Origin of the sequence: Phyllobacterium lublinensis (assembly GCF_020164435.1) — a bacterium.
Classification (GTDB): Bacteria; Pseudomonadota; Alphaproteobacteria; order Rhizobiales; family Rhizobiaceae; genus Phyllobacterium; species Phyllobacterium lublinensis.
Window position 1 is genome coordinate 41,449 of sequence record NZ_JAIUDQ010000003.1, and the last position, 14,579, is coordinate 56,027.

Here is a 14,579-nt window from a genome sequence, read left to right on the forward strand (position 1 = left end):
CTTGCCGGTTTCAGCGCTGTTGATCCTGCCTATGCGGTTACCGTCTAGTATGCATATTCGAGAAAGGCTGGCTCGACCGACGCACCCCAGGCGGTATTGTACTGGGACAGCATTTGCTCTGCGGAGGTAGTGCCGCGCGCCACAACCTCGTCCAACGAGGCAAGGTAATGTGTTTCGTCAAAGCCTTCGCTGTTCAGCCGCGCACGATTCTTCAGCCCGAGCCGCGCTATCGCCAGCACGTCCCTTGCAATATCGTGTGCCGTACGATTGCGGAACGTCGCCTGCAGGCCCTTCGCAGGAACCTCATCACGCAGGGCCTGGACTTCGGGATAGGTCCAGTCACGCGTCAGGGCTTCTGCCGCGTTCAATGCCTCCGCATCATAGAGCAGGCCGACCCAGAACGCCGGAAGCGCGCAGATGCGCCGCCACGGACCTCCATCGGCGCCACGCATTTCAAGGAAACGCTTCAGCCGCACTTCTGGAAACAGCGTCGAGAGATGATTGGCCCAATCGCCCATATTGGGCTCGCCTTCAGGGACCGTGTCCTTCAGTGCACCGTTCATGAATTGGCGGAACGTCACATGCGTGCAGTCGTAGTAACGGCCATGGCGCATGACGAAGTACATCGGCACATCAAGTGCCCACTCGACATAGTCGGCAAATCCGAAGTTTTCGTTGAAGATGAATGGCAATACGCCCGAGCGATTGTTGTCGGTATCGCGCCATATGTTGGAGCGCCACGACAGCAGCCCGTTCGGCCTGCCTTCGGTGAAGGGCGACATGGCAAAGAGCGCTGTTGCAATGGACTGGAGCTTGACCGAGACCTGCATCTTGCGGCGCATGTCGGTTTCGGACGAGAAATCGAGATTTACCTGAATGGTACAGGTTCGGTACATCATGTTCAGTCCGTCCTTGCCGACCTTCGGCATGTAGTTGGACATGATGTTGTAGCGGGACTTGGGCATCCGGGGCGTTTCGGCCAACGTCCATTTGGGGCTGCCTCCGAGGCCGAGAAACCGGATGCCGAGCGGTTCGGCGATTTCGCGAACCTGGGCCAGATGGGCGTTGGATTCGCGGCAAGTCTGGTGAATGGAAAGGAGCGGTGCGCCCGAAAGTTCGAACTGCCCGCCAGGCTCAAGCGAGATTGCCCCCTGGCCGGTCGGTTCAACGAGGCCGATAATATTGCCTTCGTCGACGATCGGTTCCCAGCCGAGCTTGGACTGCATGCCTTCAAGGATCGCACGAATGCCGCGCGGACCATCATAGGGGACAGGGCTGTTGTCTTCAGTGTAGAACGGGAACTTTTCGTGCTCGGTGCCGATGCGCCAGGCAGATTCCGGCTTGGATCCTTGCGCAAGATAGGCTGCCAGTTCTTCGGAACCGGATATCGGTGTTTCGTCTGTCGTGTCCCGCGCCATGTATGGTGCTTTCCGATAAGATGAGATGGTTGCGCGTGATTGGCGTTTTTCGCAAGAGAGCGCAAGCGAATTTCGCTGATGCTCCTATCAAGAGAATTTGTATCTCACCAATCGCCAATTGTCGCCTGAATCAGGGCGAGTGCCGCCACCGCGGCAGTATCGGCGCGCAAAATGCGCTGGCCGAGCGGAATCGCCGTGACAAAGGGCAGTTTGTGCAAGGTTTGGCGCTCCTGATCCGAAAAGCCGCCTTCGGGACCGATGAGGACGCCGAGTGGCCCACGCGGCAGAGATTGCAGCAGCGGAAGAGGGTTGTGTGAATCATGCCCCTCGTCGCAAAAGATCAGACGCCGCTGCCCGTCCCATTCTTCGAGCAGTTTCTCCAGCTTTACCGGCTCGCGTGTGAGCGGGATCGCCAGCACGCCGCACTGTTCAGCCGCCTCGATCGCGTTGGCTTCGATACGTTCGATGCCGATCCTTGCGACCTGTGTGTGCTGGGTAATGACCGGCTGCAAGACACCGGCGCCCATCTCCACAGCCTTCTGTACCAGATAGTCGAGCCGGCCCTGTTTCAGCGGCGCAAAGCAATAGATGAGATCAGGCGCGGCTGGCTGGTCACGGGTGCGTTCCAGGGGTTCCAGGAACAGCTTTTTCCTGCTTTCGAAGCGAAGTGCCCCGCGCCATTCGCCGTCGCGTCCATTGAACGCAAGAATCTCGTCGCCATCCTTCATCCTCAGCACATTGGCGAGATAGTTGATGGCTTCGGGAGGAGTTTCGGCACGCTTTCCGGCGATGAGATCGGCGGTGACGTAGAGTCTCTGCATTTTGTAGTTTGCGCGCATGATTTTTCCGAAACGAATGTTCAGGAGAGCGGGGGAAGACGGCGTTTGACGGGCGATGATTTGACGATCGACGTGTTCGTCTCTCCCTTTTCGGCCAGCCGGTCGAGAATCGTATCGAGCTGTTCCATGGTCCGGAACTGCAGCTTGCCGATGAAGCAATCGTCTCCAGTTACCTTGTCGCATTCGGTAATTTCCGGCGTCTCCTTGATGAGCTTTTCGACGATGTGGAGCATTCCGGGCAGGGGGCGAACGCGCACGATGGCGGTGAGGCTGTAACCAAGGGCGACCGGATCGATGTCGACGGTGAAAGAGCGAATGACCTTCCGTTCTTCCAGGCGGCGCAATCGCTCGGATACACTCGGAGAGGACAGCCCAACCTTCTGGCTGAGTTCCTTCAAAGAGATCCGGGCATCGTCTATCAGAATTTCCAGGATCGTTCGGTCAAGTTCGTCGAGCATGACATGCCTGTTAGGTTATACGCGTTGTTCGCCTGCATTATAAAGGTCAAGAGCCAACTTCACCTAACCGAGTATATATCAAATCACACGTCGGCGGCATAGTCTCAAGTGACTTATCAAAGGAGCGCCGACATGGAAAAGGATGTGTTCAAAGGTAGTCTGGAAATGACTGCCGCCATGATCATCTCGGGGACGATTGGCTGGTTTGTGCTGATGTCCGGTCAGCCGGTCCTGTCGGTTGTGTTCTGGCGCTGTGCCATTGGCGCGGCTACGCTCCTTGCCGTCTGCGCAGCCCTGGGCCTGCTGCGACCGGACGTGATCTCGCTCCGGCTGTTCGGTCTTGCTGTCGTCGGCGGCATCGCGATCGTGTTGAATTGGGTTCTGCTTTTTGCCGCCTATCCCCGCGCGTCGATCGCCATTGCCACGACTGTCTACAATGTGCAGCCGTTCATGCTGGTTGGCCTGGGGGCACTGATCTTCAAGGAAAGGCTCACGGCGACCAAACTTTTCTGGCTGGGGTTTGCCTTTGTGGGCATGCTGTTGATCGTGCAGGCCAAACCGGGCGGTGCCTACACCGGTTCAGACTATATGGCAGGCATTGCATTGTCGCTTGGTGCCGCCTTCCTTTACGCTATTGCATCCATCGTCGCCAAACGGCTGAAAGGCACGCCGCCACATCTCATCGCCCTTATTCAGGTCTGTGTCGGCATCATCATGCTGGCGCCTTTGGCCGATTTCACTTCCCTTCCGCAGAGTGCGGGGCAGTGGGCGAGCATCGTCACGATCGGCGTGGTCCATACTGGCCTCATGTACATCTTGCTGTACAGCGCGATCCAGAAGTTGCCGACCCATATCACCGGATCGCTTTCGTTCATCTATCCGATCGCTGCCATCCTTGTGGACTATATAGCGTTCGGCCATGCATTGCAGCCAAGCCAATTGGTGGGGTCGGCGGCCATCCTGATCGCCGCCGCCGGCACCAGCCTTGGCTGGACGTTCCGCAGGCCGCGGCAAGTGAACATCCCGGTCTGATCTATGGGCCTATCTGCGGGTGATAGCCGGCCCGCAGTGCCGAAACGGTCGAAGGCGGTGTCAGCAGCTCGACGCCGTCCAGCTTGGGCGCTGAAGGCCCGTAGCCATTCCACGACCACAAATATGGTTTGCCGCCCTTGATCACATAGGCATTGTCGCCGGCCGCGATCATCGCACCATCGGGCAAACGGGCATAGGATCCCCCGATCCCGTGGCGTCTCTTGCCGCCCTTGGCATCGAGCCTTTCAGCATGGAGGATCGTATCCATTGCAGGGGCGGACGGGGAAGGCGTCATGTTACCATCCGCCCAGGCAGCCTGGAATGCCTTGGCCCGCTGGTGCTGGCAATAGAAGCATGGCCGATGGCCGGCCGCGAGCGCGGTTGCTTCGTCGAAGAAGAACAATTCGGTCCAGCTTTGACGCGCCATGACCTCGCGTCGTACGCCTTTGAACTCGCAAACGCAGATGATCCAGGCCTTGATTGTCCAGCGTCTCTTCAGCAGGGTGCGGGTCGAGGGATCGTGGATGATGCCCCGATTTCCCATCATCGCGCCGCGCTGTGGCACCGCGACGATCTCGCCAAATGGTGTGACACGGTTTTGCAGGGGCATTTGACACTTCCGACTCGTTATACCCCATGCTATCCGGGAACCTGGATCAAAGCGATATCAGGCAGGCTTCATGCGCGTTCTCGTCGTTCAGAATTACCGGGATACCGGGTTGGGCCAGGTCGGCCGCGCGCTGGAGGAAGCGGAAGCGGATATCGACCTGCGCAAGGCCTATCTTGGAGAGGCCTTGCCTGCCGATCATGCAGGTCACGACGCCTTGGTCGTGCTCGGCGGCGATCAGAATGCGCTTGCCGATGGGGATTACCCTTATCTTCCCGCGCTGGCACGGCTGATCAGGAATTTCGGCAGCGTCGACAAGGCCGTTCTCGGGATTTGTCTCGGCAGCCAGTTGGTTGCGCGGGGATATGGTGCGCAAAACATCATTGGCCGGCCAACGGAATTTGGCTGGCACGACGTCCTGCGTTCAGATCTGGTCGCAGCCGATCCAGTATTCTCCACCGTTCCCGATCGTTTCCCGATCTTTCACTGGCATAGCGATACGTTCTCGTTGCCGGAGGGGGCAACGCACCTTGCGTCGAGTTCCATGACCGCCAACCAGGCGTTCCGCATCGGTCGTGCCGTCTACGGTATCCAGTTTCACTTTGAGGCTGACACCAAGCTCGTCGAGCAGTGGAAGGAGGCTTTCGGTGACCAGATTGCGGAAAATCATGGAGATTGGTTGAAGAATTACGAGACACACGCCGGCCGCAGCGGCGCCGCTGCCGACGCGGCCGGCCTGGCATTGGCACGCGCCTGGGTCGCGTTGATCTAAGGGATTCATCCATCTGGTCTGACAGGCATATGCAGTTCAGTTGCAACTCTGCAACACGCGAATACTGAATCGGAATCGGGTCGTGGATTTGTGTTGAGCGTGTCTTTCATTCACTAGTTGGTAAGCATTGCATCCTGTAGTGGCCTCACTGGTTAACTGGCATCAAGCCAGGTTCAAGACAAGTGATGGAAACACCCGCAATGACCACCAAGAGTGCTGCTCTTTTGACCGCCGTAATGCTCTCCGCCATTCTCTTCATGGGCGTGGGATTGTTCTCGGTCGACGCCGGTGGACACACGGTTTCCAGTGATGGGTACGGGATCAGCACCGCTTCTCGCTGAAGCAGGCGCTCACACGACCGCTTCCAGAAAAACCTTCTGATCAAAGTCGATCGCTATGGCGCTGAGCCTTCCGCTCGCATAGGCGCCGGTATCGAGATTGATGCGGTTTGGCCGCTTCTCGACATCGCCGACCGGCGTATGACCATGAACGATGACCTTGGAATGCAGGCGCGGATTGTCCAGGAACTCCCACCTTATCCAGATCAGATCGTCGGGATCCTGATCGTTGAGATCGACGCCGGGGCGTATGCCCGCGTGGCAGAAGAAGAAATCGCCGAACACGATCGATCGCGGAAGTCCGCGTAGAAATTGGACATGCGACGGCGGCATCGCCTCGGCAAGCGCCTTGCGTCCCGCTGCCACTGAATCCGGGTCGTTGAACTCAATGCTGACACCATAGGACAATGCAGTTTGCCGCCCGCCATTACGCGCAAACAGTCCATACGCATCGCCCGTTTCAAGAAATTCGAGCAATCCGACGTCGTGGTTTCCCGCAAGCGCCAGCATGCGGTGTGTCTTTCGCTGCAGATTGACCAAGAGGTCGAGGACACCCTTTGAATCGGGGCCACGGTCAATATAGTCACCGAGATGAACCACTACCCAGTCAAAAGGTGGAGATTTTTCGTTTTCGGCAAGGATGCGGCGATGCATTGCCTGCAACAGGTCCAGACGCCCATGCACGTCACCAATGGCGTAGACCCGTAATCTGTCCGGGCCGCGTGCGTGTCTGAATTCGATTGTCCTCATTCTGGCTCTCGCTGATTACGCCGCAGGCGAGATATGTCCTGGCGCGCCCGGTCGCGGGTCGCATCGCTCTGTGCCTGCGCGATGAAGTCGATGTGTTCGCTCACGGCAATGCGGGCACCCGCGGGGTCCGAAGCCATGATTGCGTCGAATATCGCGCGATGCTGATCAAGCAGCTTCACCCGCGCGCCAGGAAAACGATAGATCACGCTACGATTGTAAAACACGTCATCCGCAAGCAACCGGTAGCAGGAGCGCAATGTATGCAACAGGATGATGTTGTGTGCACACTCGCCGATGGCATTGTGCAATTCGACATCGAGCTCGGCTTCCCGCTCGAAATCATCGGTCTGGTACGCTTGCTCCATGGCCGTCATGATGTGGCGCAGCAGAAGCCGGTCATCATCGGTCGCCCGCCGGGCCGCATAGTCGGCGGCGATGCTTTCGACTTCGCGGCGATATTCGAGATAGTCCGCCGCCGCCCGCCTGTGGCTGGAGATCAGGTCCATCATCGGCTTGGAAAACACCTCGCCGATCACGTCGGCCACAAATGTTCCACCGCCATGCCGTGTGATGAGCAGGCCTTTGCCTTCCAGCGCCTTGAGCGCACTGCGCAGGATTGGGCGCGATACGTCGAACTGGACCGAAAGTTCACGTTCGCCGGGGAGGCGATCGCCGACCCGCAGCACGCCTTCAAGAATGAGCATTTCGATTTGGCCGATGATGTCGTCGGCAGTGCGCGAAGACGGGACGCGGGCGAAAATGGGTCTGGTCATGAATGGGTCCGCAGCAATGGCATGGCTCATACCGTACCGACAAAGCGGGAAACTGGTCAATTAATTGATCCAGTTTCGGTCGCCTTTATGGTCTTATTTGCCGCAGCCTTCGCAGATGGAAACTGTTGAAAGCTCGGCCTGATCCGTTCACGATCCCGTGACAGCAACCGATCAGGACGAGACCGGTCAGGGATGATGGGGAAAAGATTGAAACAGGCAACACCGCCGCTCGCGAGTGTCGCATCAAGCCCAGGCGGCGTCATGGGATTTCCAGCACATGCAGAACGTGCCGTTGCACTCGGCGAGGTGCACGCGCGGCCTTATCCGCTTGTGGATACGCCGCGCCTGCTGATCCAGCTTGCCTTCATGACGGAAGGCGGATCGACAGTCGACCACGCCGTGTTGGCCGAACTCAGCCGGAGCATTGGCATAGCGCCGCCGGCTCGTGATGCCCGCCACCACATCATGCCCTGGGGCAATGGAACGCTCCGGTGGGAGCGGCATACGGAGTTTTCGACCTATCTTTGGGAGGGGCCCATGCCGCGCGACGGCAGTGTGGCCCAACATCCCTTTGGCCATGGGTTCAATCCTCCCGGGACGGTGATCGACGGTGTCCGGTTGGAAATCATCAAGAAGGATCGAAATGCCCAGGCATTGATTTCCGAATTCGACCCCGCAAGCCTTTGCTATAGTGATGTCGAAAACGGGCTGGCCTCGATCGTCACCGATTTCCGGCAGGATCGCGATGGGATGACCCGCATCCTGATTCTCGACAATGGCCTGTCTCCGGCCCGCGCTGGCGCACTGTCGCAGAGGGTCATTGAAATCGAAACCTATCGCACGCTCGCCATGCTGGGCCTTCCGCTGGCACATTCGCTGTCGCCGCGCATCCGTCGTATCGAAGACAGGCTTGCCGGGCTCACCAATGAGATGCGGGACTCCACGTCGGACAGTCACAAGCTGCTCGACGAGTTGACGTCATTGGCCGCTGAACTTGAGGCTGACGCCGCCTCCAGCCTTTATCGCTTCGGGGCAAGTCGCGCGTACAATGGCATTGTTCTGGAACGGCTGGCAGCGTTGCAGGAAGAGCCTGTGACCGGCTACGAAACCTGGGGCGCTTTCATCCAGCGCCGCATGGCACCGGCGATGCGAACCTGCCGTTCGGTGAGCGGACGGCAGGAGAGCCTGTCTGAAAAGCTTTCCCGGGCCGCGACCTTGCTGCGCACCTCCGTGGACGTCGAACTCGAGCGCCAGAACCGGGACCTGCTCACCTCGATGAACAAACGTGCCCAATTGCAACTGCGGTTGCAACGGACCGTCGAGGGCCTGTCGGTAGCAGCGATCTCCTATTACGTCGTCGGTCTGTTCTATTATCTGGCGCGTGGCGCAGAAACCTATATTCCCGAACTGCACGCGTCAGTGCTGACTGCCATCTTCGTGCCCATTGCGATTCTGGCGATGTGGTATGTGGTCAAGGCCATCCGCAAATCACATGCGGAGGATTGATCATTTTCGATCCCAGGGAGCCACAGGCCCGTATAGCCCCGCCAGATAATCGATGAACAGCCGGACTTTCGCAGGCAGGAACTGGCGCGAAGGGTAGACCGCATAGATCGCGATGTTGCGAGAAGCAGCATAATCTTCAAGCACACGCACCAGAAGACCGTTCGCCAGCTCCGGTCCGATGTCCCAGGTGGAGCGTAACGCGATGCCAAGGCCGCCAAGGACCGCTTCACGCACGACTTCGCTGGAGTTCGTAAGGAGCGGCCCTGCCGGACGCCATGTTACGGCACCGAATGGCCCAATCAGGCGCCACGGGTCACCGTTGTGAGCGGCGAGACAGACATGGTTCTCGAGATCAGAAAATGATTGCGGCAGTCCGTGTTCTGCAACGTAGCGTGGCGCAGCGACAAGGAATCGCTCTACCGGCGCCAGCTTGCGCGCAACGAGACTGGAATCGGATAGTTCAGCGATCCGGATCGCAAGGTCGTAGCCCTCACCGACGATGTCGACGAACTCGTCGGCGAGGACCAGATTGACCGCCAGATCGGGATTGGCGCGCATGAATGGCTCGAGATGGGGAGCAATATGCATGCGCCCAAAGGTGGTCGGCACGGCTACCTTCAGCATACCATGCGCCTGTTCGGAGCGGCGCGATACAAACGCCTCGGCCTCCTCCACCCCTGACAGGATGGCCAGCACGCGCTCATAATATCCTTGGCCTGTCTCCGTCAGTGCAATCTGCCTCGTCGTGCGCTGCATCAGCCGCGTGCCCAGACGCTCCTCCAGCCGCCGCAACCGCTTGGAAACGACGGCAGGCGACAGGCCGAGCTCCCGACCCGCAGCCGACATGCTTCCAGCAGAGACCACGCGCGCAAAGATTTCCATATCGTTGAATTCACTCATGCCCGCACTCTTTCTGTCAGGAGATGATAAGGTCAAGCGCAAATGCTAACGTGAGTTTGGCGCATCTTTACAAAATCGGACAGCGAGAGGTAAAGATATTTTACCAGTTTGGTGAGCAGGCGAGTCGGGAGTTTTCATGTCTGGGTTGATGATGCCTGAAGCGGATGCAGCGACAATGTCGCGGCGTTCGGACATTGTTGCCGCACTACGCGCGATTGTGCCGGGTGAGGGTGTCGTCGACGTTGTCAATGAAATGCGCGCCTTTGAAACCGACGCCTTGACCGCGTACCGGCAACTGCCGCTGGTCGTGGTGCTGCCACAAACCGTGCAGCAGGTCTCGCGCGTGCTGAAATATTGCCATGAGAACAATGTGAAGGTGGTGCCCCGCGGCTCAGGAACGTCCTTGTCGGGCGGTGCGCTGCCGCTCGAGGATGCGGTCCTCCTGGTCATGTCCCGCTTCAACAGGATTCTCGAGATCGATTACCCAAACCGCGCCGCTGTCGTTCAGCCAGGCGTCACGAACCTTGGAATTACCAAGGCCGTCGAACATGAGGGGTTCTATTACGCGCCCGACCCATCTTCCCAGATCGCCTGTTCTATCGGTGGTAATGTGGCGGAGAACTCGGGCGGTGTGCACTGCTTGAAGTATGGCTTGACCGCCAACAACGTGCTCGGTCTGGAAATGGTTCTCATCACGGGTGAAGTGGTGCGGCTCGGTGGCAAGCATCTCGATACCGACGGTTATGATCTCCTTGGCCTGATGACCGGCTCGGAAGGTCTGCTCGGGGTGGTAACTGAAGTAACCGTTCGAATCCTGCAGAAACCGGCAACGGCCCGCGCGCTGATGATCGGATTTCCGACGAGTGAGGAAGCCGGTCAATGCGTTGCCGACGTCATTGCGGCTGGCATCATTCCGGGCGGCATGGAAATGATGGACCGGCCAGCCATCCATGCGGCCGAGGATTTCGTGCATGCGGGATACCCTCTCGACGTTGAGGCGCTGTTGATCGTCGAACTCGACGGACCAGTGGTCGAAGTCGACCATCTGATCAGTGTGGTTGAGGCCATAGGTCGAAGGAATGGTGCTACAACCTGCGTCGTCTCGCAAAGCGAAGAAGAGCGGTTGGTGTTCTGGGCGGGCCGCAAGGCGGCATTCCCGGCCGTAGGACGTATTTCACCCGATTATCTATGTATGGACGGGACGATCCCTCGCAAGGAATTGCCGAAAGTGCTGGCTGGCATGCGCGAACTGTCCGACAAATACGGGCTTCGTGTCGCGAACGTCTTTCATGCCGGCGACGGCAATCTCCACCCCCTCATTCTTTACGACGCCAACATACCGGAACAGTTGCACAAGGCCGAGAGTTTTGGCGCCGACATCCTGCGGCTCTGCGTCAGGGTTGGCGGTGTCTTGACCGGAGAACACGGCGTTGGGGTGGAAAAGCGGGACCTGATGCCGGAAATGTTCAACGAGGTCGATCTCAATCAACAGATCCGCGTCAAATGTGCCTTCGATGACAAACACCTGCTTAATCCGGGCAAAGTGTTCCCGCAGTTGCATCGCTGCGCCGAGCTTGGCCGCATGCACGTGCACGCCGGGCAGGTGCCGTTTCCTGATGTACCGAGATTTTGAGCGTGACGGTTCTTACCCCCAATACGGAACAGGAGATCGTCGAGGCCGTGCAGTGGGCTCTCGCAGAGGAGGCTCCCGTTGAAATCATTGGATATGGCTCAAAGCGCGATCTTGGCCGCCCCTTGCAGACCGAACATACGATTGCCTTGTCCGCCTATACGGGCATCACGCTCTACGAGCCGGACGAACTCGTCCTCAGCGCCAAGGCCGGTACCTCCATCGCAGAGCTGGAGACGCTTCTTGCCGAAAATGGCCAGGCATTCCAATTCGAGCCGATGGATTATGGCCCGCTTCTCGGCCTCGCTGCCGGGCAAGGCAGTCTTGGCGGTTTGCTGTCCACCAATCTTTGCGGTCCGCGCCGTCTCAAGGCGGGCTCGGCCCGCGACCACGTACTTGGGGTGCGGGTCGTCTCGGGTCGAGGCGAACTGTTCAAGTCGGGCGGACGGGTGGTCAAGAATGTGACCGGCTATGATCTGTCGAAGGGTATGGCAAATTCCTGGGGGACGCTCGGGATCACCACTGAAATCACCTTCAAGGTTCTTCCGGCGCCTGAAACGGAGACCACGCTGGTCATTCGCGGGCTCGCAGACGACGAGGCGGCGCGTGCCATGGCTATTGCCATGGGATCTAGTGGCGAGGTGGCCTCCGCCGCACATCTGCCGGGCAACGTTGCCAGCCGCGTCATTGACGGAGCATTGAACGGGGAGGCCTCTACCCTGCTGCGTCTCGAAGGCTTCGCGCCATCAGTGGCTGATCGTGCCAGCATGCTGAAAAACCTGCTTGCAGCCGCCGGGGCGATCGATGCCCTTCCACTTGAGGTGTCGCGCAGGTTATGGCGCGAGGTGCGTGACGTCATTCCGTTTGCTGATGCTACCGATCGACCGGTTTGGCGCGTGTCCATGGTGCCGATGGAAGCCTACAAGCTGGTGGCCTCCTTGCGCATGGGCGCGGCCGTGGATGCGTTTTACGACTGGCAGGGCGGTCTCGTCTGGCTGCGCATGGAGGGGGATCCGGAGGCAGAGGCCGTCCGTGCGTTGATCCGCAAGTACGGCGGCGGCCACGCCACGCTGGTTCGCGCTCCAGCAAGCGTGCGGGCCAGCTTGTCTGTATTTGAGCCGCAACCGGCACCGCTCGCCGCCCTGTCGAAGCGTCTGAAACAACAATTCGATCCTGGCGGAATTTTGAACCCGGGCCGCATGGTCGCAGGAGTATAGCGTGCAGACCAATTTCACACCTGAGCAGCTTCTCGATCCCGGCGTAGCGGAGTCCGAGAAAATCTTACGCAAATGCGTACATTGCGGTTTTTGCACTGCCACTTGCCCGACCTATGTCACCCTTGGCAACGAGCTCGACAGCCCGCGGGGCCGCATATACCTCATCAAGGACATGCTTGAGAACGGGCGTGCCGCCGATGATCAGCTTGTCAAGCATATCGACCGCTGTCTGTCATGCCTCGCCTGCATGACGACCTGCCCGTCAGGCGTCAATTACATGCATCTGGTCGATAATGCCCGCGCTCATATCGAGAAGACATACACGCGTCCCGTTCTCGATCGCTTCATTCGCGCATTGCTTGCGTTTGTTCTGCCTTATCCCCGTCGCTTCCGCTTCGCACTCAACGCGGCCAGGATCGGCCGTCCCCTTGCCCCGCTGTTCAAGTCCTTGCCCGCCCTCAAACCCGTCGGTGCAATGCTGGATCTGGCACCGAAATCCGTGCCTGCGAAATCGCCATTCGCCCAGCCTGGCTCCCATGCGGCGCGTGCAAGGCGGAAGGGCAGGGTTGCAATCCTGACCGGCTGCGCGCAACCGGTTCTAAAACCAGGCATCAACGAGGCCACGATACGCCTCCTGACACGGCTTGGCATTGAAGTGATTGTGCCCAGGGGCGAGGGTTGCTGCGGTTCACTCGTGCATCATATGGGCCGCGAAGAGGCGGCACTCGATGACGCTCGCCGTAACGTGGATGTCTGGAGCAAGGAAATTGATGCTGGCGGCCTCGACGCAATCGTGATCACCGCTTCCGGTTGCGGCACTACAATCAAGGACTATGGATACATGCTCCGCCTCGACCCGCATTACAGCGACAAGGCGGCGCGTGTTTCGGCATTGGCAAGAGATATAACGGAGTATCTGGCCGGACTGGAGCTGCCGGCCGTCGATAAGCCGACCGGACTTACGGTTGCATATCATTCTGCCTGTTCGATGCAGCATGGGCAGAAGATAACCCGGCAGCCTAAGGAACTGCTCAAGGCCGCAGGCTTCGTCGTGAAGGAGCCGGCCGAAGGTCACCTCTGCTGCGGATCGGCCGGTACCTACAACATCATGCAGGCGGACATCGCGCAAACCCTGCGTGATCGCAAGGTCAGGAATATCGAGGCCACGGGGGCTAGCCTCATCGCAACAGGTAACATCGGCTGCATCACCCAGATCGCCGGTGGCTCCAGACTGCCGATAGTCCATACGGTAGAATTGCTTGACTGGGCCTATGGCGGCCCGAAACCCGAAGGTATCGCGGCATCCTTGCAGGCAGCAGAATAGAAAGGGGGCAGCGGTCCAATAAAACCGCTGCCCCAGTTCCCGGCACCGCCCCCGGTGCCGGCCCCACTAACCGCTATCTGACGATGACCTTCGTTCCGACATTGACCCGCTCGTAAAGGTCCGTGACGTCTTCATTGCGCATGCGAATGCAACCGCTGGATACAGCATGGCCGATAGTCCATGGGGCATTGGTCCCGTGTATCCGATAAAGCGTTGAACCGAGGTAGAGCGCCCGCGCGCCGAGCGGATTGGCAATGCCGCCTTCCATGTGTGCCGGTATGTAGTGGCCTTTCAGTCTCTCGCGCTCGATCATCGACGCCGGCGGATTCCAGTCAGGCCATTGGGCCTTGCGGCTGATTGTGTTCGTACCTGACCAGCCAAAGCCTTCCTTGCCGACACCAACGCCATAGCGCTGGGCGGTTCCACCTGCTTCGACCAGAAACAGGAAACGCTGCGATGTGTCGATGACGATGGTGCCGGGTCTCTCAGGGCCGTTATAGGCGACCGTCTGCGGCAGGAACCGGGGATCCATCGCCCTTTTCTTCGGGCGTTGTTCGCTGGCGGGCGGTTCTGGACGCTGGAATGAAACTTCGCGCACGGCGGGGTTCGCTGCAAGGTTGTTCCTGGCGGTTCGCCTGTCCCGTTGAGTGACGGTGCCACGCGACGGACGCTCGGTGAAAACCACATAGTTACGTGGATTGACCGGCGATCCCACCGGTCTTGCGCGCAACTGCATGACCCAGGGCGCGGCGAGGTCGGGGCTCATCACGACAGGAGCTCTCGTTGCATAGCGTTCGCTGGCCATTGCAGGCGTGGCGAGAGCCGCGGTCAGACAGGTTGTCATGAGCAGTCGGGCAATTCTCATTGATATTGTTCTCAACACGCTCCTGACAGGATTTGTCAGGTTTCGGATTGAGTTTGCCCGGGCACAGGTAGAAAAAAGTGAATCGCGCTCAATAAATTGCGATTCTTTGCTGAAACTATCTGGTGTGGTTACCGACGGGTTTGCAAAACT

Annotated in this window: 15 protein-coding genes; 7 read left to right on the forward strand and 8 right to left on the reverse strand. The window is 59.0% G+C overall.

Going from position 1 to position 14,579, the window contains the following annotated elements:
• Positions 1–44: 44 nt before the first annotated feature.
• The 3 genes from K9U38_RS04865 to K9U38_RS04875 all read right to left on the reverse strand — a co-directional run bounded on the left by K9U38_RS04865 (position 45) and on the right by K9U38_RS04875 (position 2,715).
• Positions 45–1,418: a glutamate--cysteine ligase gene (locus K9U38_RS04865; RefSeq protein WP_224493228.1), complete on the reverse strand. Its 1,374-nt coding sequence runs from the start codon at positions 1,416–1,418 to the stop codon at positions 45–47.
• A gap of 104 nt (positions 1,419–1,522) precedes the next feature.
• Complete coding sequence (locus K9U38_RS04870) at positions 1,523–2,257, reverse strand: 16S rRNA (uracil(1498)-N(3))-methyltransferase (protein ID WP_224493229.1); 735 nt, start codon at positions 2,255–2,257, stop codon at positions 1,523–1,525.
• 20 nt (positions 2,258–2,277) lie between these two features.
• Complete coding sequence (locus K9U38_RS04875) at positions 2,278–2,715, reverse strand: Lrp/AsnC family transcriptional regulator (RefSeq protein WP_224493230.1); 438 nt, start codon at positions 2,713–2,715, stop codon at positions 2,278–2,280.
• 132 nt (positions 2,716–2,847) lie between these two features.
• Between K9U38_RS04875 and K9U38_RS04880 the strand changes: the two genes are divergently transcribed.
• Complete coding sequence (locus K9U38_RS04880) at positions 2,848–3,747, forward strand: DMT family transporter (RefSeq protein WP_224493231.1); 900 nt, start codon at positions 2,848–2,850, stop codon at positions 3,745–3,747.
• Position 3,748: 1 nt separating this feature from the next.
• Here the strand turns inward: K9U38_RS04880 and K9U38_RS04885 are convergent, their stop codons facing one another.
• Complete coding sequence (locus tag K9U38_RS04885; protein ID WP_224493232.1) at positions 3,749–4,357, reverse strand: hypothetical protein; 609 nt, start codon at positions 4,355–4,357, stop codon at positions 3,749–3,751.
• 70 nt (positions 4,358–4,427) lie between these two features.
• Between K9U38_RS04885 and K9U38_RS04890 the strand changes: the two genes are divergently transcribed.
• On the forward strand, positions 4,428–5,126 hold the full coding sequence (locus K9U38_RS04890; protein ID WP_224493233.1) for a type 1 glutamine amidotransferase: 699 nt from the start codon (positions 4,428–4,430) through the stop codon (positions 5,124–5,126).
• Positions 5,127–5,326: 200 nt separating this feature from the next.
• Positions 5,327–5,467, forward strand: coding sequence for a hypothetical protein (locus K9U38_RS04895; RefSeq protein ID WP_166648288.1), 141 nt, complete (start codon positions 5,327–5,329; stop codon positions 5,465–5,467).
• Positions 5,468–5,476: 9 nt separating this feature from the next.
• Here K9U38_RS04895 and K9U38_RS04900 read toward each other — a convergent pair whose 3' ends face one another.
• Both K9U38_RS04900 and K9U38_RS04905 read right to left on the reverse strand, forming a co-directional pair.
• On the reverse strand, positions 5,477–6,214 hold the full coding sequence (locus K9U38_RS04900; protein WP_224493234.1) for a metallophosphoesterase family protein: 738 nt from the start codon (positions 6,212–6,214) through the stop codon (positions 5,477–5,479).
• The gene (locus tag K9U38_RS04905; protein ID WP_224493235.1) at positions 6,211–6,987 is read right to left on the reverse strand and encodes an FCD domain-containing protein; all 777 of its coding nucleotides are present in this window, start codon (positions 6,985–6,987) and stop codon (positions 6,211–6,213) included. Before K9U38_RS04905 ends, K9U38_RS04900 begins: the two co-directional genes overlap by 4 nt.
• 195 nt (positions 6,988–7,182) lie before the next feature.
• On the opposite strand from K9U38_RS04905, the gene K9U38_RS04910 reads away from it, so the two are divergent.
• A complete protein-coding gene (locus tag K9U38_RS04910; protein WP_370631839.1) occupies positions 7,183–8,493 on the forward strand; it encodes a DUF3422 family protein in 1,311 nt (436 codons plus the stop codon).
• On the opposite strand, the gene K9U38_RS04915 is transcribed toward K9U38_RS04910, so the two are convergent.
• Complete coding sequence (locus K9U38_RS04915) at positions 8,494–9,393, reverse strand: LysR family transcriptional regulator (protein ID WP_224493236.1); 900 nt, start codon at positions 9,391–9,393, stop codon at positions 8,494–8,496.
• 136 nt (positions 9,394–9,529) lie between these two features.
• Here K9U38_RS04915 and K9U38_RS04920 point away from each other — a divergent pair, with 136 nt between their 5' ends.
• Genes K9U38_RS04920 through glcF form a run of 3 tightly spaced genes read left to right on the forward strand, consistent with a single transcriptional unit; the run spans position 9,530 to position 13,564 of the window.
• Complete coding sequence (locus tag K9U38_RS04920; protein ID WP_224493237.1) at positions 9,530–11,026, forward strand: FAD-linked oxidase C-terminal domain-containing protein; 1,497 nt, start codon at positions 9,530–9,532, stop codon at positions 11,024–11,026.
• Positions 11,020–12,240, forward strand: coding sequence for an FAD-binding protein (locus tag K9U38_RS04925; protein ID WP_370631840.1), 1,221 nt, complete (start codon positions 11,020–11,022; stop codon positions 12,238–12,240). Before K9U38_RS04920 ends, K9U38_RS04925 begins: the two co-directional genes overlap by 7 nt.
• Position 12,241: 1 nt before the next feature.
• The gene (glcF, locus tag K9U38_RS04930) at positions 12,242–13,564 is read left to right on the forward strand and encodes a glycolate oxidase subunit GlcF (protein ID WP_224493239.1); all 1,323 of its coding nucleotides are present in this window, start codon (positions 12,242–12,244) and stop codon (positions 13,562–13,564) included.
• A 73-nt stretch (positions 13,565–13,637) separates the two neighbouring features.
• Here glcF and K9U38_RS04935 read toward each other — a convergent pair whose 3' ends face one another.
• The gene (locus K9U38_RS04935; RefSeq protein WP_224493240.1) at positions 13,638–14,429 is read right to left on the reverse strand and encodes a L,D-transpeptidase; all 792 of its coding nucleotides are present in this window, start codon (positions 14,427–14,429) and stop codon (positions 13,638–13,640) included.
• Between the last annotated feature and the right edge of the window lie 150 nt (positions 14,430–14,579).